The 21,563-nt window shown below is 65.3% G+C and carries 17 protein-coding genes; 4 read left to right on the top strand and 13 right to left on the bottom strand.

Going from position 1 to position 21,563, the window contains the following annotated elements; all coding sequences use genetic code 11:
* Nucleotides 1-6: 6 nt before the first annotated feature.
* Nucleotides 7-471, bottom strand: coding sequence for a DUF2304 domain-containing protein (locus AC5RWD_RS01455; RefSeq protein ID WP_494018347.1), 465 nt, complete (start codon nt 469-471; stop codon nt 7-9).
* A 5-nt stretch (nt 472-476) separates the two neighbouring features.
* The gene (locus tag AC5RWD_RS01450; RefSeq protein ID WP_494018346.1) at nt 477-1,142 is read right to left on the bottom strand and encodes a glycosyltransferase family 2 protein; all 666 of its coding nucleotides are present in this window, start codon (nt 1,140-1,142) and stop codon (nt 477-479) included.
* 118 nt (nt 1,143-1,260) lie between these two features.
* On the opposite strand from AC5RWD_RS01450, the gene AC5RWD_RS01445 reads away from it, so the two are divergent.
* Both AC5RWD_RS01445 and wecB read left to right on the top strand, forming a co-directional pair.
* Nucleotides 1,261-2,403, top strand: a complete 1,143-nt coding sequence (locus AC5RWD_RS01445) for a glycosyltransferase family protein (protein WP_494018345.1) — start codon at nt 1,261-1,263, stop codon at nt 2,401-2,403.
* A gap of 52 nt (nt 2,404-2,455) precedes the next feature.
* Nucleotides 2,456-3,520 carry a non-hydrolyzing UDP-N-acetylglucosamine 2-epimerase gene (gene wecB, locus AC5RWD_RS01440; RefSeq protein WP_494018344.1) on the top strand — a complete coding sequence of 355 codons (1,065 nt, stop codon included), beginning with the start codon at nt 2,456-2,458 and terminating at the stop codon, nt 3,518-3,520.
* 75 nt (nt 3,521-3,595) lie between these two features.
* On the opposite strand, the gene AC5RWD_RS01435 is transcribed toward wecB, so the two are convergent.
* The 10 genes from AC5RWD_RS01435 to AC5RWD_RS01390 form a co-directional block, all read right to left on the bottom strand.
* On the bottom strand, nt 3,596-5,551 hold the full coding sequence (locus AC5RWD_RS01435; RefSeq protein WP_494018535.1) for a DUF6541 family protein: 1,956 nt from the start codon (nt 5,549-5,551) through the stop codon (nt 3,596-3,598).
* 134 nt (nt 5,552-5,685) lie between these two features.
* Complete coding sequence (locus AC5RWD_RS01430) at nt 5,686-6,414, bottom strand: ABC transporter ATP-binding protein (protein WP_494018343.1); 729 nt, start codon at nt 6,412-6,414, stop codon at nt 5,686-5,688.
* Between the two features lie 3 nt (nt 6,415-6,417).
* Nucleotides 6,418-7,323 (bottom strand): ABC transporter permease, encoded by a 906-nt coding sequence (locus tag AC5RWD_RS01425; RefSeq protein WP_494018342.1) that lies wholly within the window; start codon nt 7,321-7,323, stop codon nt 6,418-6,420.
* On the bottom strand, nt 7,320-9,350 hold the full coding sequence (locus tag AC5RWD_RS01420) for a glycosyltransferase (RefSeq protein ID WP_494018341.1): 2,031 nt from the start codon (nt 9,348-9,350) through the stop codon (nt 7,320-7,322). Before AC5RWD_RS01420 ends, AC5RWD_RS01425 begins: the two co-directional genes overlap by 4 nt.
* Complete coding sequence (glf, locus tag AC5RWD_RS01415; RefSeq protein WP_494018340.1) at nt 9,347-10,531, bottom strand: UDP-galactopyranose mutase; 1,185 nt, start codon at nt 10,529-10,531, stop codon at nt 9,347-9,349. Before glf ends, AC5RWD_RS01420 begins: the two co-directional genes overlap by 4 nt.
* A 179-nt stretch (nt 10,532-10,710) precedes the next feature.
* Nucleotides 10,711-11,889, bottom strand: a complete 1,179-nt coding sequence (locus AC5RWD_RS01410) for a glycosyltransferase family 4 protein (RefSeq protein WP_494018339.1) — start codon at nt 11,887-11,889, stop codon at nt 10,711-10,713.
* Nucleotides 11,886-12,881, bottom strand: a complete 996-nt coding sequence (locus AC5RWD_RS01405) for a Gfo/Idh/MocA family oxidoreductase (protein ID WP_494018338.1) — start codon at nt 12,879-12,881, stop codon at nt 11,886-11,888. Before AC5RWD_RS01405 ends, AC5RWD_RS01410 begins: the two co-directional genes overlap by 4 nt.
* Nucleotides 12,881-13,972, bottom strand: coding sequence for a DegT/DnrJ/EryC1/StrS family aminotransferase (locus AC5RWD_RS01400; protein WP_494018337.1), 1,092 nt, complete (start codon nt 13,970-13,972; stop codon nt 12,881-12,883). Before AC5RWD_RS01400 ends, AC5RWD_RS01405 begins: the two co-directional genes overlap by 1 nt.
* The gene (locus tag AC5RWD_RS01395; protein WP_494018336.1) at nt 13,969-14,568 is read right to left on the bottom strand and encodes an acyltransferase; all 600 of its coding nucleotides are present in this window, start codon (nt 14,566-14,568) and stop codon (nt 13,969-13,971) included. The genes AC5RWD_RS01400 and AC5RWD_RS01395 overlap by 4 nt, the downstream gene beginning before the upstream one ends.
* Nucleotides 14,569-14,635: 67 nt before the next feature.
* Complete coding sequence (locus AC5RWD_RS01390; protein ID WP_494018335.1) at nt 14,636-15,925, bottom strand: nucleotide sugar dehydrogenase; 1,290 nt, start codon at nt 15,923-15,925, stop codon at nt 14,636-14,638.
* A 238-nt stretch (nt 15,926-16,163) separates the two neighbouring features.
* Between AC5RWD_RS01390 and AC5RWD_RS01385 the strand changes: the two genes are divergently transcribed.
* A complete protein-coding gene (locus tag AC5RWD_RS01385; RefSeq protein WP_494018334.1) occupies nt 16,164-20,429 on the top strand; it encodes an FtsK/SpoIIIE domain-containing protein in 4,266 nt (1,421 codons plus the stop codon).
* On the opposite strand, the gene AC5RWD_RS01380 is transcribed toward AC5RWD_RS01385, so the two are convergent.
* Complete coding sequence (locus tag AC5RWD_RS01380) at nt 20,426-20,920, bottom strand: hypothetical protein (RefSeq protein ID WP_494018333.1); 495 nt, start codon at nt 20,918-20,920, stop codon at nt 20,426-20,428. The two genes, AC5RWD_RS01385 and AC5RWD_RS01380, sit on opposite strands and share 4 nt — an antisense overlap.
* A gap of 233 nt (nt 20,921-21,153) precedes the next feature.
* Between AC5RWD_RS01380 and AC5RWD_RS01375 the strand changes: the two genes are divergently transcribed.
* Nucleotides 21,154-21,402, top strand: a complete 249-nt coding sequence (locus AC5RWD_RS01375; protein WP_003804966.1) for a WhiB family transcriptional regulator — start codon at nt 21,154-21,156, stop codon at nt 21,400-21,402.
* Nucleotides 21,403-21,563 lie beyond the last annotated feature (161 nt).

The following is a 21,563-nucleotide window of genomic DNA, read 5'->3' as shown; positions in this document are numbered from 1 at the left end:
GCAGATTTACCCGGCTCGTTCAGCTGACCGGCCGGTACGGGGGGCCGCCGTCGCCTTGGGTTCGTCCCCATCCACCAGCTGGGACGCCTGCCACGCGCGGCCGGCGTGTGCCGTACCGGACGGGGAGGTCCGTTCCCAGGGCCGCTCGGCTTCATCCAGAGCGATCCTGCGGGACAGCTTGGTCAGGGTGGTCTCGGTCTGCCGGAAGCGCTGGTGTGTAGTGGACATGTAGACGAGGAACGAGACGATGAAGGCGTACAGCATCAGGTCGGTGCCCCGGCCCACACCGACGAGGCGCGCCAGCTGGCTAAGAATCGTCGGAAAGAAGATAGACAAGACCGCGGAAATGGCGAAGAGCATCACCATGATGCGGCGCACGGCCATGTGCTTCGCGTTTGACCCGCCGCGCACGAGCATGAGCGAGAAGAAAACAACGACGAGAACCAGGACTACTTGAACGATGATGATCATAGGGTCTACCTAAAAAGCAGGTCCGCCAGGATGTTGACGGAATTGAGAAGTGACTGGCCCTTCGACTTCGAATACTGAGTGTAGATAATCTCCACCGGGTGCTCGGTCCATCTCGGCTTTAGAGCAGCAAGGATCTGGATCAACTCTGAGGCGTGGGCCATCCTGTTTTGTGTGAGGTGGATGTTCGAGACCACGTGGCGGTTGAACGCCCGGAGGCCGTTGTGCGCATCCGTCAGGGGCATGCCGGTACTCCAGCGGGACTGCACGGCAGCCGTCCGCAGCACCATCCTCTTGACGGGACCGATACGTGTCCGCGAATCGAGGAATCGGGAGCCTAGCACGACGTCGGCCTCTCCACTACGGATTCTCGCTACCATGGCCGCGGCGTCACTGACCCTGTGCTGGCCGTCGGCGTCGAAGGTCACCACGCAGGACATCTCCGGATCCTGGAGCACGTACTCGAAACCGGTCTGCAGCGCCGCGCCCTGCCCAAGGTTCACCGGATGCTGCACCACCACGGCGCCGGCGTCGCGGGCGGCCTGGGCTGAGGTGTCGGAGCTCCCGTCATCGACGCACACGACGTGCGGAAACTCCGGCAGAAGATCTTTGATGACGGAGCCGATGACAGGGGCCTCGTTGAACAGAGGGATGACAATCCAAGTGCGACTCACTACGCAAGTATCGCATAACAGGCACTCACTGTTCGAAGCGGACCCTGCAGGGGAAGCCGCCCTGGCCGCAGCGCTGGCCCGGCCCGGCTCCTATGGCCCCACCCTCTAGAATGGAACGATGCGCCCAAAAATTCTCTGTATTTCCTTTTCCGATATCAAGGCGGATGCGCGTGTCCTGCGGCAGTTGGACGTCCTTGCGGAGTTCGGTGACGTCACCACCATCGGCTACGGAGATAAGCCTTCGGCTGCGGCCGAGCACCTGCAGATTGACTCGTCGTTGTGGTCTCTCCCCCAAACGCCCATGGGCGTGGCTCTGCTGGCTCTGCGCCGGTTCCGGGCCGTTGAATTGAAGGCTCCGGCCATAAAATCGGCTGTCCGGCTCCTGGCGGGACGTTCCTTCGATCTGGTGGTGGCCAATGAAGCCCGGGCACTGCCTCTCGCCCATCACGTAGCGGGGCAGGCCCCGGTGTGGGGCGACATGCACGAGTGGGCCCCCGAGGAACGGGTTCAGGTCCTGTCCTGGAAGCTGTTGGTCAAGCCCTTCATGACGTATGTCTGCAGGAAGTATCTTCCCGGCACGCAGGCGGTAACTGTGGTGAACGATTCCATTGCCCGGCTGTATCAACAGAACTTTGGCTGCACTACTGCTACCGTCCGCAACGCCAGGCCCTTTGCGGACCTCCAGCCGAGCCAGCAGGCGTCGGATGTGATCCGTCTTGTCCACAGCGGCGCAGCAGTTCCGGGCCGGAACCTGGAGGGCATGATAGAGGCGGTAAACATGCTCGGGGATGGTTACAGCCTCGACTTCTACCTCATTCCCGCTCGCGACGGCGGACGTTACCTGCGGGCCCTTCAGTCGTTGCCCGCGGGCAACAGCAAGATCACATTTCACCCGCCGGTCACGCCCGGCGAACTGCCCGGTGTCCTCAACCGATACGATGTCGGCATCTATACGCTTCCGCCGCAAACGCGGAACCAGGAACTCATGTTGCCCAACAAGTTCTTCGATTTCGTGCAGGCCCGTCTGGCAATCGTGTTCGGGCCCTCCCCCGAAACCTCGGGGCTGATCAGGCAACACTCCCTCGGGGTAGTCACGGACGATTTTTCGCCTGCCTCCCTTGCCAAGGCGATCAGCAGCATGACACCGGCGGACATCGCCAAGTACAAAGCCAATGTTCACTCGGCCGCTGACCTGCTCAGCTCGGAAGTGGACGAAGAGGCCGAGCGGCGTATCCTGCGTGCGCTGCTCGTGTCCGCCTGAAGATTACGTCCGAACATCCAACCCGTTAAAAACAGAATGGTAAAACACTCTCATGCGAATTCTTAGCGTCGTTGGCGCACGTCCCCAGTTCGTGAAGCTTGCGCCCATTGCGGCTGCGATGGAAGGCAAGGCCGAACACCTGATCGCCCACACCGGCCAGCACTATGACGAGCTGATGAGCGACGTGTTCTTCCGCGATCTCGGCATCCCCGCACCCGACTTTAATCTCGGTGTCGGGTCAGGAAAGCACGGTGCCCAGACCGGGGCCATGCTGCACGGACTGGAAGAGGTCCTCGAAGAATGCCGTCCTGACTGCGTCCTCGTTTACGGTGACACCAATTCAACCCTTGCGGCTGCGATCGCTGCCATCAAGCTGCACATCCCTGTCGCGCACCTTGAAGCCGGGCTTCGCTCCTTCAACCGGCGGATGCCCGAGGAACACAACCGCGTGCTCACCGATCACAGCGCGGACGTGCTGCTCGCACCGACCGAAGTAGCCGTCAAACACCTGGCGACCGAGGGTCTTGCCGAAAAGACGGTGCTGGTGGGCGACGTCATGACGGACGTCCTCTTTAAGGTCCGTGACATGCTCGACGGCGGGGACCAGCCGCTGCCGGTCGACGCAGCTCCGGGCGAGTACTACGTCTGCACCATCCACCGGCCGGACAACACGGACGCTCCGGAACGGATGGCGGCGATTATCGGGTCCTTGGCCAGCCTCGAGAAGCCGGTATTCCTGCTGGCCCACCCCCGGCTAGTCAGCCTTGCGGCCAAGCACGGCATTGAGCTGGAGCAGGGAGCGGTGCGCGTTGCGTCCCCGCTTGCCTACCCGCAGCTGGTCCACGCCGTCCGGAACAGCGCTGGCGTCATCACAGACTCCGGCGGACTGCAGAAGGAAGCTTTCCTGCTCCGCACGCCGTGCACGACGATCCGCCCCGAAACTGAATGGGTGGAGACCGTCGAACTTGGCTGGAATGTGCTGGTGAGCAAGGACCTGAGTGTCCTTGCGGACACCGTACGCCGGCCGGCGCCGGTACCGACGGACGCCACTCCGTACGGCGACGGCCACGCCGCTGAGCGCACTGTGGCGGCGCTGCTTCAGGCATTCGGAAGCTGACGCGCTACACGGGCTAAAGAAGACCTCCGGATCAGGCACCCAGCAGGGCGCCTGATCCGGAGGTCTTTTGCTGTACTAGTTGCAGGCCACGACTTTGAACAGCCGCGCGCTGCCCTGCTCGTCCACAAGCTGCACCGCCCTCGAGGACTCGAGGTTCTGCAAGCCGGGATACATCTTGCTCTCAGGGTGATTGAGGAGATACTTGTCACCGAAATCGAGGGCATAGGATACTTTCGTCGCCTTCACGGCTTCACATGCCGCAGGTGATGTGTCTGCGTCAGCGAGTGACTCCGCCACGACCCGCATGCTCTCGCTCTCCCGCTGACCCATGTAAAATTCCAGCACCTTCCGGTCGGCAAAAGCGTATGCAAGCGACCCGCCGTTCCACGGGTTCACCGCGATCACCGCGTCTTCCGGGACCTTGGTGGCCAGGCGCGCCAACAGCGCGTACTCGTCCGTGGACACGATGGACTCTTTGGTGTCGCGCTTGAAGAAGTACTGGCTGGCCTTCACATATCCGCTGACCGGGCCGGTCTGCGTGACCCACCCGAGCCCGAGAGATACCAGCGTGATACCGGCAAGGCCCGCAACGCCGCTCGGCCACTTCCCAAGTGCCTTAACCGGCCGCAGGTTTAAGGCCAGGACGCCGGCAGCCGCTTTGATGTAATCGGCTGCGGCCAATGCACCAAGGCCGGCGAGTACCACCACAAAGATTGGAAGATAGGCAGCCAGCCGGTTGGTGTCCTGGTACCAGGTTCCCGTGAAGAAAGCCCGGGCCCAGCCAGCCGCATAACCCGCGTCCACAACGTAGAGGAACCCGGCAACAAAATAACATCCGAGTAACCACAGCGCCGTGCGACGGCGGATGATCCTAGCCATCCCGATCAGCGCCAGGACTGAAATGATGAGTGTGACATCGCTGTTCATGGGCGCGTTGGCCACCACCTCACCTACAGCTCCCGCCACCGTTTGATGGGCCGCCCAGCCGTTGTAGGGACCCGGACGGAGCCTCTGCCACACGACCAGCACGGCGGCTGCCGCAACGACAGTGACCAAACCCACGACGACGAATCGCATAGCCGGCGCTTTCGTCCGGATCATCTCCCTGACGTGGAGGAATAGCCGCGACAGGACAACCGGGACGCTAAATGCCAGCAGCGCATTAACCGCGCTCATGTGGGACAACGCCAGGCCGGGAACCGCCAAGAGCAACCCGAGCCAAGCCCGGAGCGCAGGTTCGCGGAGTGTCGCCGACATGCGGCAAACAAGTATCATGGCGGCGATGACCGCCGGGAGGGCGCTGACCGAGAGCAGGTTGGGGAACAGCGGCCCCCACACCAACAGCAGGTAGGGAAAGGCCATGAAGCCGGCAGACATCACACCTGCGGCCATCAGGCCGATGGGGCGAGGGCCGATGACAACACGCGTCAAAAACACCACCGAAACGGGCCAGATCACCGCAGCACCAACGAGGTTCACCGCGTTCACCGAGACAGGGACGGACGCACCAGTCAGCTGCGAAACGAGGGCAGCCAGCGAATGCCATACCGCGGGATACACGGAGGACAGGCCGCCGGTACCGCCGGCCATGCTGCCGAGGTTCAGGGTGGACGCATTGCCCGTGTCCAGAACGTAGCGGACGGCGTTGAGATGAAAGACGTTGTCGTAGCGCTGCGAAATATTGTCCGGTGCACCTACCAGCTGGATGTACCGGCGGGCGATAAGTGCTGCCGCAATGGCAACACCGATGGCAACAGCCGCCGTAGTCGGCCAGCTGTCGGCCAGCTGCACGGCGCTCCGGTCCGCCCCAGGTTCCTGGCGCCGCCACGGCCGCCGCGTCACCGCCCACGCTGCCGCGAACGCCAGTGCGGCGGTCACAAGCACGACGCCGACGCCCCAGTCGACACGGACGAATGGCGCCAGCACAGCGCCAACGCCCGCGATGGACAGGGACAGTACAGGGGCGAGTCCGAGTAGGCTGGTCCGCCGGAACCCGAGAGCCCAGGCAAGCGCACCACCGGGCAGGAGCACCACGGCTGCAGCGACTAGCAGGGCCGGCAACGAGGTCAGCCAGGACAAATTTTCCTCCAAGGGTGTTTCAGGGCCGGCCGGGATCGGCTGGACGGCTGCAGTGCAGCGGAAGCGTACGGTTGAGCGTGAAAATCCTAGTTGCCCCGGAGCCGGCCAATCACGTCGGCCACCGGGCCGTCCATGACCACCCGCCCGTGTTCCAGAAGCACTCCACGCTCACAGACGTGCGAGACCAGGTCGAGGTCATGGCTGACCACCACCAGCGTCTTGCCGGCCGCCGCGAGTTCCTTGATTTTGTTGAGGCACTTCTTTTGGAACGGCTCATCACCCACGGCCAGGATTTCATCGACCAGGAAGACGTCAGGGTCCGTGTGGACCGCCACCGAAAACGCCAGCCGAAGGTACATGCCTGAGGAATAGAATTTGACTTCAGTGTCGATGAACTCCCCGATCTCGGAAAATTCGACGATGGAGTCAAACTTCTCATTGATCTGGGCCTCGGTCATCCCCAGGATTGCTCCGTTGAGGTATACGTTGTCACGGCCCGACAGATCAGGGTGAAAACCGGCGCCGACTTCAATGAGGCCAGCCACGCGCCCACCGGTCCGGACCGTACCCGAATCAGGACGCATCACTCCGGAGATGTGCTTCAGGAGCGTCGACTTGCCCGAGCCGTTAAGCCCAAGCAGTGCGACAGTTTCACCGTGTTCGACGTCGATGGACAGGTCGCGGAGGGCATGGAACTTCTTGGACAGATCACCCTTGCGGCCCCGCAGGAGCCAGACGAGTGCTTCCTTGAGCGAACGGGTATGCCGCAGGACGAACTGCTTGTTGATGTTGCGGATTTCAATAGCGGTGGTCAAGGCTCACAGCTCCTGTGCGAAGCGGCCCTCGAGCCGGCGGAAAGTCCATTGGCCGAGGAAGAGAATGGCAAGCGAGATGAGCAGCCCCACGGGAATCCACACCGTGAGCAGGTTGGGCGGGCTTCCCTCCGCCCCGGCAGTCGTCGGGAGCCAGAACGCATGGTGGAAGGCTTCAACCGCCACCGCGATCGGGTTGAGCTGGTACACCGTGAACCAGGTTTCGCCGGCTTTGTCCTGCACCATGCGCCAGGAATAAAGCACCGGAGCTATCCAGGTCGCGATCAGCAGGATGAGGTCCACCAGGTTTTCTGAGTCACGGAAATATACGTTGACTGCCCCGAAGAACAGCCCCAGCCCGGTTGCGAACAGCGCGATGATCAGAAAACCGGCGACGGCGGTGACCGCCTCCAGTGGGCCTGGCCGCCAGCCGCTGAAGAGACAGGCCACCAGGAGGACCAACAACTGCGGAAAGAAATGGACCGCCGAGACCCACACCGAGGAAACCGGAAACAATTCTCTCGGCAAGTAGATCTTGTTGATCAGCCCGCTGTTGTTGACGATGGAACGCGTCGCCGTGCTCAGGGACTCCGTGAAGAAGTTCACCAGGATAATCCCGGAGAACAGGTAGACCGCGTAGTTGGGCAGTCCTCCCCTGTTGGTCGGGCTCTGCTCCAATCCCAGGAAAACGCCGAGGGCAATGTAGAAGGCAACGAACTGGACGCCGGGCTTGACGTAGGTCCACAGCAGACCGAGGACCGAGCCCCGGTACCTGATCCTGAGCTCCTTGCGGACAAGCAGCTTCAGGAGGAACCGGGAACGGAACACGTCAACGAGCCCGTTCCCGGTTCCCGGCGCCACCAGGGCCCGGCCGGAGTCCTGTTGGGTCGGAGAGGTGCGTCCGTTTGTCACTGACCGGGCTTCTGCTGTTCAGCGTCGGAGCCGGAGTTGGCCGCGAAGGTCTGGCGCCAGGCGTCCGGGGACGTGAAGTTGGGCAGTTCCTTCTTGTAGGACGCGGAGAGCTCGTCCCAACGGGCCAGCACGCGGGTGTGCAGGGCAAGGCTCCGCAGCAGCTCCTTGCGGAAGCGGACGTTGTCCCGGCGGTACCAGGAGGCACCTGTACCGTCGGAAGCCGACACCAGTGCGGAATCCAGGTGCGAAAGGCGCCACCAGCGCGCATCCGCTGCCGGTACCACGGCCTCGGGGTGCTGTACTGCGGCCGGGTCAACAGGGCGGAGCTGGCGGATCGCGCCGGACAGGGCGCTCGTCACGGTCTGCGCGAAGTTCTTGGGCCGGGTGGGAACCATGCCGAACTTCGGCAGGTGCAGCCGCTTGACGGCGGGGAACTCAGTGATGTCCTTGCTGACCTGGGCATCCGGGAATTCCGAGCGGACCTTGCGGATTTCAGGGAGCTTGCCGCCGATGGTCCGGTGCAGGTGCGAGGGCCCGTCGAGCAGGTCCTTGAGCGCACGGTTCCTCAGCTCAACCGCCGAGTACTGGAGGGAAAGCAGGTGCCGAACGTCCTGGAGGAAGCTCTCGAGGGGAAGACGGCCGCCCTTTTCGTACTGCGAGTACAGCATTGCCGCCACCCACCGGTTCCGCTGGTGGAAGTAGGCCTGCCAGTCGATGGTGTCGTCCTTCTCGGTCCAGGGCAGGTGCCAGACCGCCGCACCGGGCAGGCTCACCGTCGTGTAGCCGTTTGCCTTGGCACGGATGCCGTATTCGACGTCGTCCCACTTGATGAAGACGGGCAGGGCCAGTCCGATTTCCCTGATGATCGACGTCGGGATCAGGCACATCCACCAGCCGTTGTAGTCAACATCGATTCGCCGGTGCATCCATGGTGTGGTGCGAAGGTTGCTGGCGGCAAAGTCATGGGCCATCTGCCCTTCCCCGATCGGCTCGTACTGGAACCGATACTCGTTGATGCCTTCGCCGAAGTTGTGGATCACGGAGCGTTCGAAGAGATTGAACATGTGCCCGCCCACGATGGTCGCACCACGCGTGAAGTTGGCGAAGTGAACGGCCCGGAGCACACCCTCGGTCTCCACGACGACATCGTCGTCGAGGAGCATGACGTACTCGCTCTCGCCCTCTTCCACGGTCTCGTGCATTCCGCGGGCAAAGCCGCCGGATCCCCCGAGATTTCCCTGCTCGATGAGCTTGAACTTGTCGCCGAGGACCGCGGCGGCTTCCTCGAAGCCAGGCTCATCGCGAACCTTCTGGTTGCCCTGGTCGGTGACAATCAGCCGGTCCATGACGGCGAGCAGTTCGTCAGATTCGGCGAACGTCCGCAGGTGCTTGACGCAGTAGTCCGGCCTGTTGAACGTGGTCACAGCAATGGAGAGCGTTCCCGGGTTAAAGCCCTCGGGTTCAGGAACCGACCAGTCTGCCTGCTTCAGCGTCACGTCGTCCCCGTGAGCGACCAGGTCGAACCAGTACCAACCGCCGTCGGCGAAAGTGGTGAGTGACAGTTCGCAAGTAGCCGTTGCTTCACCCGTGACATGCATGCTCTGGACACGGTTGGCAGTTCCCCGGGGACTGGACTTGTAAACAATAACCGTTGCCTCGGCGTCCACTTCGACGCTGAGCTTGACTTTTTGAACGTCCGTGTGCGCCCGCCAGTAGCTGGCGGGGAAAGCATTGAAATATGTTCCGAACGAAACTCTGCGGTAGGCCGGCAGCGACAGTTGGCGCCTGCCAAGGATGAAGTCCGACCGGAGCTGGCTGCGCTGGGGGGCAACCGGTGAAGCGGTGGTCCCTCGCCTGATCGCCAAGTCCTGGCCGCCGACGACACGGCGCGCAGCGTCGAAGTCGACGTACAGCGGGAGGGTGTCGGTATCGCCGTCGATCGGGAAAACAACGCGGTGGACTGTCTTCCACACTGTTTCGTCAGTGCCCGGTTCGGTTCCCTGCCGGAACTCCGTCGCTACGCTCATGCGTCTACTCCTCCGCTTTCCAGCTTCGCACCGCCGCTGAAGTGCGGCTTGATCTTGTTGTCGAACATGCTCAGTGCCGATCCGATGGCCATGTGCATGTCGAGGTATTTGTAGGTTCCCAGCCGGCCGCCGAACAGCACGGATTCCTCTCCGCGGGCGAGGTCGCGGTAGGCCAGGAGCTTCTCGCGGTCCACTGCGGTGTTCACCGGGTAGTAGGGCTCGTCGCCCTTCTCGGCAAAGCGGGAGAATTCCCGCATGATGACCGTGGCGTCCTTCGTGTAGTCCCGCTCGGGGTGGAAGTGGCGGAACTCGTGGATCCGGGTGTACGGGACGTCCTCGTCCGGGTAGTTCATCACCGAGCAGCCCTGGAAGTCCTCGATCGGGAGCACTTCTTCCTCCAGGTCGATGGTGCGCCAGGACAGGTCGCCTTCGGCGTAGTCGAAGTAACGGTCCACGGGCCCGGTGTAGATGACCGGCACCTGGCCGCGCACTGCCTCCCGGCCGAATTCGCCGCCGTCGAAGAAGTCCGTGTTGAGGTGGACCTCGATGTTCGGGTGGTCAGCCATCCGCTCGATCCACGCCGTGTAGCCGTCAACCGGCAGTCCCTCATGTGTGTCGTTGAAGTAGCGGTTGTCGTAGTTGTAGCGGACGGGGAGCCGGGAAATAATTTCCGCAGGCAGGTCCTTGGGGTCGGTCTGCCACTGCTTGCCCGTGTAGTACTTGATGAACGCCTCATAGAGCGGCCGGCCGATCAGCTGGATCCCTTTGTCGTTCAGGTTCTGCGGATCGGTGCCCGCGAGTTCACCGGCCTGCTCCTGGATGAGGGCCCGTGCCTCGCCGGGTCCCATGGAGGACCGGAAGAACTGGTTGATGGTGCCCAGGTTGATGGGCATGGAGTACACCTCGCCTTTGTGGCTGGTGTAGACCTTGTGCTGGTAATTGGTGAACGCCGTGAAGCGGTTCACGTACTCCCAGACGCGCTCGTTGGAGGTGTGGAAGAGGTGGGCGCCATACCGGTGGACCTCAATGCCGGTTTTGGCCTCATTTTCGCTGTACGCGTTGCCGCCGATGTGGTGGCGGCGGTCCAGGACGGCGACCTTCAGCCCCAACTCCGTGGCGGCGCGTTCCGCGATTGTCAGGCCAAAAAAACCCGAACCGACTACGACGAGATCAGCGTTCACAACTCTCCTGTGTGTGTTGGTGGCAGGGTTCAGCAGCCCTATCTGCCGGGTCTAGACTACCCGAAGTTAAAAAACGTCCCGCATTCCGGCTGCGGCCGCCGCTTGCCGTCCCAACGATTCCGGGTGCGGGTGCACCGGCGTTGAAAGCGGCCAACCTGGCGTTGGTCCGTCGACGCAAACTACGCCCTGAACGGAACGACGGCGAGCACTTCAGCGGCGGCATGCTGTCCTGACGTTGCCAGCGAGGCATGCTTCAGCACCCAGCCGGCCCTTGCATCCCGGCCGTCCGCGTTGCCGCCGGATTCTACGCCGGCAGCAACACGGCACATCGCGGCGGCGACGCTGTCCACGTCGTAGCCGGCCGCTTCGCCGAGTCCGTTGCCGGAGACGAGCGCCGCGCCCTCCCCCGTTCCGGCGAAGACCACGGGCGTACCGCAGCCGGCGGCGGCATAAATCTTGGTGGGCTTGGCAAAGTCGTAGCCCTGGCCCGGTTTGATGCTGACCAGGGCTGCGGCGGCCCCCCGGATCCAGCGGGCCGCGTCTGCGGGGGGAATGACTCCGCCGAAGGTCACATGGCCGGGCGCTGTTTTCTCCGCAAGCTCCCTGAGGTGGGGCTCGTCGGCACCCTGACCGAAGAAACGGATGCTGGCACCGGGGTGCTGGGCGAGCACGGCGGGCAGCGCACGGATGAAGATGTCGGCGCCCTGCCACTCGGACATGGTTCCGGTGTACACGAAGTACGGTCCGTCGGAGCCGGTAGTCTCCCCCTCGGGCCCGAACACCGAGGTATCGATCCCGTTGCCGACGACGGTCACGCGGTTCCGCGGAACGCCGAACTGCTCGACCTTCTGGGCCACGGCATCCGAGATGGCGATGACCCTGGCCGCCCTGCGCAGCGCAAACCCTTCCGCCGCCCGCATCACGCTGATGACGACGCCGGGCACATCCGTGGCGGACAAAGCTTCAGTCCAGATATCGGCCGCGTAGTAGACAAAAGGCCTGCGCCGCAGGGCCGATGCCAGCGCAACGACCACGCCGGTGGTGGGCGGCGGCTCCGACACAGCCACGTCAGCCCGCGAGAACAGCAGCCGGAAAAAGGCCGGCACGTCAAAGCTCATGTACTGCACGTAACCGCGCACATTGCCCCCGGCGTCCCGCAGCACGGGCCACCGGGAAACCTTGTACCGGGGCTTGAACGCCGGCGATCCCTTGGGCGGCCTGGTGGTGACGACGCTGACATCGGCGCCGTTGGCCATCAGGCCGTCGACAAGGGCCTTCAGCCTGAACGAGGCCGCGCCCACTTCCGGGGTAAAGAGCCGTGTTGCCACGGTGACCCTGACAGGTCGGTTTTCACTCACGAAGCAGCAATCTTCACAATCTGCCGGTTGGTGGCGGACTCCAGCACGGCTTCGGCCACCCGGAGCGTGTCCAGGCCTTCGCGCATGGTGACAACGTCGCTGCGCAGGCCGAGGACGGCGTCGCGGAACGCTTCGTGTTCGGTGCGCAGCGGTTCCGGCTTGGCGATGGCGAGCCGGATGACATTGCCTTCGGAGACGCCACGGAACGCGGCCATGGACTCCCATTCGGTGGCGACTGTGCCGTTCTCGAAGAACGTCAGGTCCGCCGTGATGGTGTCGGCCACGAAGGCGCCCTTTTCGCCGGTGACGATGGTGAGGCGTTCCTTCATCGGTGAGAGCCAATTGACCAGGTGGTTGGTGATAACGCCGTTGCCCAGCTGGCCTGTCGCAGCGACCATGTCCTCGTGCGGGCGGCCGCTGCGGGTGGTGGTGCGGGCGAAGATCGATTCAAAGCGGCTCTGCGCCAGCCAGGCTGTCAGGTCGATGTCGTGTGTGCCGAGGTCCTTGACCACGCCGACGTCGGCGATCCGGGCCGGGAAGGGGCCCTGGCGCCGGGTGGCGATCTGGTAGACGTCCCCCAGTTCGCCGGCCTCGATCCGCTTGCGCAGCGACTGCAGTGCCGGGTTGAACCGTTCGATGTGGCCCACGGCGCCGACCAGCCCCTTGGCTTCGAAGGCGTCAACGAGGCGCTGTCCGGCCTCCGCGCTGGAGGCGATCGGCTTCTCCACGAGGGTGTGGACACCGGCGTCGGCCAGGGCCAGTCCGACTTCCTCGTGCAGGCCGGTGGGGACGGCCACCACTGCCATGTCGATGCCGGCGGCGATGAGCTCTTCCACGGACGACAGGACATCCAGCTGGCCGGCAACGCCGTGCGGGTCGCCGAAGGAGTCGGCGACGGCCACGAGGTCGACGCCGTCGAGCTCCCGGACCACCCGCGCGTGGTGGCGGCCCATCATGCCCAGGCCAATGAGGCCGACGCGCAGGTTAGCCATCAGGCACCTGCCTGGACGAGCTTGTTGACCGCGGTGACGATGCGGTCCAGGTCGTTCTGGCCCAGGGACGGGTGGACCGGCAGGGAGAGGACTTCCTTGGCCGCGGTTTCCGTGTTCGGCAGGTCCTCGGTGCGGTTGAAGGAGGGCAGCCGGTGGTTCGGAACCGGGTAGTACACGCCGGTGCCGATGTTGTATTCCTCGCGCAGGGCCTTGGCCAGGCCGTCGCGGTCCTCCGGCACCCGGATCGTGTACTGGTGGTAGACGTGGGACGCGCCCTCGGCCACCTTGGGCGTGCCGACGCCCTGGAGGTTGGCGGTCAGGAAGGCGGCATTCTGCCGGCGCTGCTCGGTCCAGCCGAGGACCTTCTTCAGCTGGACGCGGCCGATGGAGGCGTGCAGGTCGGTCATCCGGGCGTTGAAGCCCACGAGCTCGTTTTCGTACTGCTTTTCCATGCCCTGGTTTCGCAGCAGGCGCAGGTTCCGCTCCACGGTGCTGTCCAGGGTGGAGACCATGCCTCCCTCGCCGGAGGTCATGTTCTTCGTGGGGTACAGGCTGAACATGGCGAACTTGCCGAACGTGCCCACCTTCTGGCCGTTGAAGCTGGCACCGTGCGCCTGGGCGGCGTCCTCATACAGGTCGATCCCGCGCTCTGCGGCGAGCTTCCCGAGACCCTCGACGTTGAACGGGTGGCCGTACAGGTGTACGGGCATGATGCCTTTGGTCTTGTCCGTGATCAGCGAGGCGACGTGGTCCACATCCAGCGTGTAGTGGTCCAGCTCGATGTCGGCAAACACCGGGGTGGCCCCGGCCAGAGCCACCGAGTTGCCGGTCGCGGCGAAGGTGAACGAAGGAACGATGACTTCATCGCCCGCCTTCACGCCGGCGGCCAGGAGCCCCAGGTGCAGTCCCGAGGTTCCGGAGTTCACGGCCACGGAGGAGCGGCCGTCGAGGAGAACCTCGGAGAATTCCTTCTCGAACTCGGCGACCTGCTGGCCCTGGGCCAGCATGCCGGTGGCCAGAACGGCGTCGACGGCGGCCCGCTCGTCGTCGCCGATGATCGGCTTCGCCGCGGGGATAAAGTCGTAGCTCATGCGTTCTCCTCAGACTCTTTCAGGGAATTTCCGTCTTCAATGTATTTGGCGCCGGTGGCGGGGCAGACCCAGAAGTCGCCCTCCAGGCGCAGCGGCTCGCCGGCCTTGCCCACCCAGCCAAGGCGGCGGGCAGGGACACCGGCCATCAGGGCAAAGGCCGGCACATCCTTGGTGACGACCGCGCCGGCAGCCACCGTAGCCCAGCGGCCCACCGTCAGCGGGGCAACGCACACGGCGCGTGCTCCGATGGAGGCGCCGTCCTCGATGGTCACGCCCACCGGCGTCCAGTCGTGGGCGCTCTTGAGCGAACCGTCCGGGCTGACCGACCTCGGGTAGGTGTCGTTGGTCAGGACCACGGCCGGGCCGATGAAGACGCCCTTGCCGAGCTTCGCCGGCTCGTACACCAGGGCGTAGTTCTGGATCTTGGTGTTCTCACCGATCTGCACGCCGGTGCCGACGTAGGCGCCGCGTCCCACGATGCAGTTCGCGCCGAGGTTCGCCTGTTCGCGCACCTGGGCAAGGTGCCAGATCTTCGTTCCCTCGCCGAGGATCGCCTGGTCCGAAACGTCGGCGCTCGGAGCAATGGTCGTCGTCATACTTTGGTTCCTCTCAGAAGTGCCGCTGCGGCCCGGCCGCAGCGGCAAAGGCTGCCGCGAAGCGCTCTCAGGCCTTGCCGATAACGCGGTAAACGACGCCGTCCCACTGCTCGGCAGAGCTCACCCGGCGGCCATCAATGAAGGCCTTGATGCCGGGCAGGTCCGCCGGGGACAGCGTGCGGTATTCGGCGTGGTCGGCCTGGACAATAGCCGCGTCGACCGGTTCGCCAACGTGGTACGCGGTGAAGCCGAGCTTCTCGAGTTCGGCATCCGTGTAGAGCGGATCGTGGACCGTTACCGCTGCGCCGCGCTTCTCGAGGCTGGAGACGGCGTCGAAAACTCCGGAGAAGGCCGTCTCCTTCACGCCGCCACGGTAGGCGGCACCGAGCACCACCACACGGGCATCGGTGAGGTCGCCGTAGGCACCCTCGAGCAGGCCCACCGTGTAGTCCGGCATGTCTGCGTTGGCGGCACGGGCAGCCCGGACCACCGTCGCCTCGGGGTCGTTCCAAAGGTACAGGCGCGGGTAGACCGGGATGCAGTGACCGCCGACAGCGATGCCCGGCTGGTGGATGTGGCTGTACGGCTGCGAGTTGGACGCCTCGATGACCTGGTAGATGTCAATGCCTGCGGTGCCGGCGAACCGGGCGAACTGGTTGGCCAGCCCGATGTTCACGTCGCGGTATGTGGTCTCGGCCAGCTTGGCCAGCTCTGACGCCTCTGCGGAACCCAGGTCCCACACACCGTTCGGCCGGCGAAGGTCAGCACGCTCGTCGAAGTCCAGCACGGCCTCGTAGAACTCAACGGCCTTGGCTGCGCCCGCCTCGGACAGGCCGCCCACCAGCTTGGGGTACTTGCGCAGGTCCTCGAACACCCGTCCGGTCAGGACGCGTTCGGGGGAAAAGACGAGGTGGAAGTCCTGGCCCTCGACCAGCCCGGAGCCCGCCTCGAGCGCGGGCTTCCAGCGCGTGCGCGTGGTGCCCACCGGTAGGGTTGTCTCATAGGACACCAGGGTGCCCGGGGTCAGGTGCTTGGCCAGCTCCGCTGTTGCGCCGTCCATCCAGCCAAAGTCAGGCTTGGCGTCGGCGTCCACGAACAGCGGAACAACCAGCACGACGGCGTCGGCGCCGGGAACAGCCTCGGCGTAGTCCGTGGTGGCGCGCAGCTTGCCCGCCGGCACCAGCTCGGAAAGTTTCTCCTGCAGGTGGGCCTCGCCCGGAAACGGCTCGGTCCCAGCGTTGATCAGCTCCACGACCTGCTCGTTGACGTCGACGCCGACGACGTCATGGCCCTTCGAAGCAAACTGGACGGCAAGCGGCAGCCCGATTTTTCCCAACGCAATTACAGCAATCTTCACGTGTCAGAAGCCTTTTCTCTCAGGACTGGCAGGTGGCAGCCACGCTGCCACACCCGGTTTTGCTTAACACTATCCGCTGACCGGTCCTTACGCCGATTCCGCGACGTCGACTGAATAGCCGGACTCTGCAGCCCGGAGCGGCCGGCGGGTTTTCCACATGGGCACATTCGCCGCAGCCCTTCCAGCCCCGCCGACACTAGCGTGTAGCCAAGAATTTCCAGACGAACGGAGGTTGCCGGTGCAGCTGCAATGCACGCTGGTCCGCGCCCCCGGGGCCGTTTCTGCCGGGTCCGGTTGCTCTGCCCGGCCGGTGGAGCTGACGGTGACGGCCCCGGAGGGTTGTCCGGGCACAGACCTGGAGGCAGAGCTTTCGCGCCGCTTCCAGACGCGCGGTCTGACGGTTGCCGGCCTGCCGCTCTGCGGGCTGAGTCTCGGCAGGGCGCCCCTGGTCAACGGGGCCGTTCTGGTGGATGGCCCCGCTGGCGGCACCGGGTCCGGGCCGGTTGCTGACGGCCAGCCTCCCGCTGCCGTGCTCCTCACCGTGGACAGCGGCCCGGCTGCAGGCTCTGTTCTTCCGCTGCGCCGGGGAAGCTACCGGATCGGCCGGACCAACGCCGAGCTGACCGTTCCGGATGCCGATCTTTCCCGCGAGCACGCCAGAATTGAGGTGTCTGACACAGCCCTGACGCTGGTGGATCTTGGCAGCATCAACGGAACCGAGGTCGACGGCAAACGGGTAACAAAAACAACTGTCAGGATCGGTTCCCGCATCCGCTGCAGCAATTCCTCCATGTCAGTCGTGCTGGCTGCACCGTCAGACGCACGGGCCGCTGAGCTGGGGTTTGCTGGCAGCTCCGTAGCGGAGCCACTGACCGTCCCGCGCCCGGCCGCGCCCGCAGGCCGGGCCGTGCTGGTTCTCGGGGCGGTCCTCCCCGTGATCATGGGGGTGGGGCTGGCGCTGGTGACAGGGTCGTGGATGTTTCTGGCCTTTACTGCGGTATCGGCAGTGACGCTCCTTGTCCCCGTGGTCTCGGGCGCACGGCAGCGCCGTGAAGTCAGATCGGCAGTCGCGGCCGCAGCTAAGCAGGATCTGGATCGACGACGGCGGTCCGGGCCGTCCGCTGCGGTCCTTGCGCTGGGCACTGAGTTTCCGGGGCGGAACGCTGGGGGCACCGGCCGGAACGCCGAACCGGAGAGACAGCAGTACACAGATGATCCGGGGCCGCTGCCTGCGGGGGTCTGGCTCAGGCTCGGCCTGGCTGACCAGCTGGCCAACATACGTCTGGAGCCGGACCAGCCGGGCTTCAAACCCCCTCGGCTCGGGGCGGTGCCGCTGCTCCTTGATCCGGGCCCGGGGGTCGTTTCGGTCCGGGGGCCGGAATCAGAGGTGCACGGACTGGCGCACTCTTTCCTCATGCAGCTCACCGGGTATCCGCTGGCCAGGGGTACCCGGATCGCGATTCACGGACCGGCGTCCGTCCTTCCGCTCGCAGCCCGGTTCCTTCCAGGCGTCTCACTCCATTCAAGGGTCCCTGACGTTATGGCGGCCTTGGCGGACACGCCCGGCGGGAAGGGCGTGTCCCGCATCCTGCTGCTGTTCGGCGGCGCGGCAGACGGCACCCCCGAAGCCGGCATCATCGCAGCTGCCCGGCGGCTGGGCTGGCGCGTGGTCCATTTCCCGGGCCGGGGACAACAGCCGGCGGAAACCGCTGTTGAGCTTGGCGGGCGAGAGGCAATGCTTCATGCCAGCGATTCACGTCATCGCTTCGTTGCGGACCTCGTGCCGTCCGGCGTTTTCGACCGCTACTGCCGGAGGTACCGGCAGTCCCTTTCTGCCGTGTCAGCCGGCGGGCAGTCCGTGCCGGCGCGCTGCGGGCTTGGCGATCTCCTTGACCAGTCGGCCGCTGCGACGGCTATCCGCTGGGCAGCAGGCAGGCTGAAGCCAGGACTCGCCGTCCCCCTGGGCCGCACAGCCCTGGGCGTGCGGGTTCTCGACCTTGAAGCCGATGGGCCGCACGTCCTCATTGCGGGCACCACAGGGTCCGGAAAGTCGGAGCTGCTTCGCACCCTTACTGCAGGGCTCGCTTTGTGCTATCCGCCGGACCGCGTCAATGTTCTCTTCTTCGACTTCAAGGGCGGGTCCGGACTCAGCCCGCTGACTGACATCCCGCACTGCGTGGGCATGCTGACCGACCTCGCCAGCAGCGAGCTGGAGCGCACGATCCTGTCACTGCGGGCAGAAGTCCGCAGGCGCGAGCAGCTGCTCGCCGCCGCCAACGCCCCGGACCTGGCCGCGTATCGCCTGTCCCCGGCCGGCGGACCACCGCTCCCCCAGCTGATCCTCATCATCGATGAGTTCCGGATGCTCGTCGAGGACACGCCTGGGACCCTGACCGAGCTGATGCGCATTGCGGCCATTGGCCGGGCGCTGGGCATCCACCTCATTATGGCCACCCAGCGCCCGCAGGGAGCCCTCACGGCGGACATCCGTGCGAACGTCACAACGAGCATCGCGCTGCGTGTGCAGTCCCCGCACGAATCAGCCGATGTGATCGGCACCAATGCGGCCTCGGCGATACCCGTCAACCGGCCCGGCCGCGCCTACCTGGCCAGGGGTGCCGAAGCTGCCGAGGAGTTCCAGTCCGCGTCAATTACCGCCGCCAACGACGACTCCGCCGCTTGCCGGGTCAGGGTGCTTGAGACCACTTTTGCACTGGCGATGGCTCCGGCTGCCACCGGCAGCAGCCCTCCGCCGGCAACCCCGGCCGACGCCGCCAGGCCGGTGGTGGAGCTGGCTGCCTCCCTGTGGGCCGGGATGGGCGGTACCGCCGTGCGCCGTCCGGTTGCTCCGCCGTTGCCGGACGTGCTGGCCTGTCCCGCGGACGTGGCCGCACTCACCGCGAATGCCACCGTGCCGGGCGGAACCGTCGCTGCCGGCCCCTTGGCGGAAGCGGCCGGCGATTGGGCCGTGGGGCTGGGATTGCTGGATCTGCCCGAGGAGCAGCGGCTTGCCGCTCTGACCTGGCGGCCCGGAACCGATGGGCATCTGGCCCTGATCGGCGCGGGATCCCGTGACGCCGCACATGCCATGTCAACGGCACTGCGGCAGCTCCTCTCCCACCCCACGGAATGCCACCTCTATGTCCTCGACGCGGACGGGTCCTTGACCGGCCTGGCGGACGGGCAACGCACTGGATCCGTTGTAAACCTTCACGACCTCCGCCGCGGCGTGCGCGTCCTGGAGCGCCTGGCGGCCGAAATGTCTTCGCGGCTCAGCCGGCTCCCGGCAGCCTCCGGTCCGCCACTGGTACTGGTTATTTCAGGCTGGGGTTCCTGGCTGTCCGCCCTCCGCGCGGGCCCCCTGACCCGCGCCGAAGACCATGTCCAGGACATCATCCGGGACGGCGGTCCTGCCGGGATCAGCGTCGTGATCTCCGGCGACCGAGAACTCGTGACGTCGCGGTTCTTTCCTGAAATCCCCAACCGCATCTACTGCCCGCGGGGTGCCAGCGCCGAAAGCAGACTGGCCTGGCCCAAAATGCCCGACCTCGCGGAGCTTCCGGGCCGCGCCGTCGCATCCGGGGCGTTGACGGCCGGGCGCCAGGCGGTCTGCCAGCTCTACGCCCCGGAAGCCGGAAGTGTTGCCGGTCACGGAAGCGCCGTGGCCCCTGGTGACGCGGTGCAGGTGCCGGTGCGGGTCAAGCCCTTCCGCGTGGATCCCCTACCGGTGCAGCTCTCTGTTGCAGACGTACTCTCCCGCATGCCCGGACCCAACCCGGAATCAGGCGGCCGGGCTGCAGCAGCGCCTGCTTCCCACGACCATGATTCAGGCAACCGTGCCTCAGACGCAGCTGCTTCCCGTGTCCATGCTTCGGGCGGCCCAGATTCACGCCCGCCCGGACCCGGACCAGATCCCCAAGCAGCCCACGCCGTGCGTGAGGCCCGGCGCCTGGTCATCGGTATGGGCGGGGACGAACCCGCCCCTGTAGCGGTGCCCCTGGCGCGAGGCGGGGTCCTTGCCGTGCTGGGCAGCGCCAGTTCAGGCAAGTCGTCGTTCCTGGCATCCCTGCCGGCACTCAATCCGCCGGTGTCCGGGTGGCTGCACCCCGGCCCGGAGCCCGGTCCGGCCGACTTTTGGGCGAAGGCCCACCGCGATGCCGTGGAAGGACGCCTGCCGCGGGACGCCGTGCTACTCGTCGACGACGCCGACATGCTGCCTGCCACGTCCCATCAGCACCTCATGGAGCTGAACACCCGCGGCTGGGCGGTGGTTTTTTCGGCCGCGTTCAGCCAGTCACTGCTGCAGCGTGTCCCGCTCGCGCTGGCAGCTCGCAGTGGCGGCAGGGGCATCCTCATAGCGCCCCGCAGTCCGCTGGACGGCGACATCTTCGGACTGCGGATTGAGCCGGCTTCCCATCCCCCGCCGGGGCGCGCCCTCCTCGTGGCGGACGGCGCGGCAATGCCCGTTCAGCTGGCTCTGGCCGAAGATGTCAGGAGGCCCTAGAGTGCCGGCGGATTGGAAGCGGCGCGGGAGGCGAAGCGAATCACGCGTTTGTCGAACAGCAGGACGATGGCGGTGGCGGCGGGGATCAGCATCGCGGCGCCGGCCACCGGAAGTCCGCCAGTGAGTGTGGGAAAGCCGATGGTCAGCACGAATAACTGGGCCACCAGTGCACCGGCCCGCGGCCAGCGGAAGCCCCGGAACAGGAACACAGCAACGGCAAACAGCCAGGATGCAAAGGCCAGCAGCAGACCAAGCGTGAAAACGGCACCCCAGAAGGACATCACGGGCGCCCCGCTGGCCAGCTGGAATCCGTACCAGGCCGCCGCGGCCAGCAGGGCCGTGGCCTCGGCGGCCACAATCCCGGAGATCACGGCGATGGCGCGGGGACGGACGGGGCTCGAGGGCTGCGTTCGGGCTGAGCCCCGGTCCTCCGGATGTCCATCTCCGGCGTCAGCGAGCGGGCCGGACGGGTCTTTTGGGGGTCTTGACACACTGGCACACTACCCGAGATAGTCGACACACGGCGGGGCGGCCCGCTGATGTGATGCATCGCTCACGTTTCTTGGGGATTTCGTGGTCCACTACCCCTTGTTTACACAGCGTTAACATGAAACGCTTGATCCAGATGACCAAGGGGGCCCTGCAGGGCCCCTTTCCTATGTAAGCCCTAGTGAATATTTTCACAAAGGGTATTGACTTCCCAGGAATGGAGTGACTGATCAGCATGGATTGGCGTAACCGCGCGGCCTGCCTCGACAAGGACCCGGAGCTGTTTTTCCCCGTAGGCAACACTGGCCCGGCGCTTTTGCAGATTGAAGAGGCCAAGAGCGTCTGCCGCCGGTGCCCCGTCGTTGACACCTGCCTGCAGTGGGCGCTGGAGTCCGGACAGGATGCCGGCGTGTGGGGCGGAATGAGCGAGGACGAGCGCCGTGCACTGAAGCGCCGGGCCGCCCGCGCCCGCCGCGCTTCCTGACGCGGCACCACAGCACGCGGCACCAAAGCACTAAGCCGGCAAGGCAGTTCGGCGCCCAAAGCAAAAAGGCGACGGGGGGGGGCCCCCCGGAGCCCGGCCCGCCCCGGTGGGAGTGGGGGGTTTGGAGGGCCCCCACCCAAAAAACAAAAAAATCCCCCCCC

The sequence above is a fragment of the Arthrobacter sp. CMU6 genome (genome assembly GCF_059090205.1).
The sequence above is the reverse complement of the archived record's forward strand: the minus strand, read 5'-3'. Positions and strand labels throughout refer to the sequence as shown.

Coding starts and splice junctions, on each gene's coding strand:
- AC5RWD_RS01455 (WP_494018347.1), bottom strand. CDS start 471: ATGATCATCATCGTTCAAGTAGTCCTGGTTCTCGTCGTTGTTTTCTTC.
- AC5RWD_RS01445 (WP_494018345.1), top strand. CDS start 1,261: ATGCGCCCAAAAATTCTCTGTATTTCCTTTTCCGATATCAAGGCGGAT.
- wecB (WP_494018344.1), top strand. CDS start 2,456: ATGCGAATTCTTAGCGTCGTTGGCGCACGTCCCCAGTTCGTGAAGCTT.
- AC5RWD_RS01420 (WP_494018341.1), bottom strand. CDS start 9,350: ATGAGCGTAGCGACGGAGTTCCGGCAGGGAACCGAACCGGGCACTGAC.
- AC5RWD_RS01405 (WP_494018338.1), bottom strand. CDS start 12,881: ATGGCTAACCTGCGCGTCGGCCTCATTGGCCTGGGCATGATGGGCCGC.
- AC5RWD_RS01400 (WP_494018337.1), bottom strand. CDS start 13,972: ATGAGCTACGACTTTATCCCCGCGGCGAAGCCGATCATCGGCGACGAC.
- AC5RWD_RS01395 (WP_494018336.1), bottom strand. CDS start 14,568: ATGACGACGACCATTGCTCCGAGCGCCGACGTTTCGGACCAGGCGATC.
- AC5RWD_RS01375 (WP_003804966.1), top strand. CDS start 21,154: ATGGATTGGCGTAACCGCGCGGCCTGCCTCGACAAGGACCCGGAGCTG.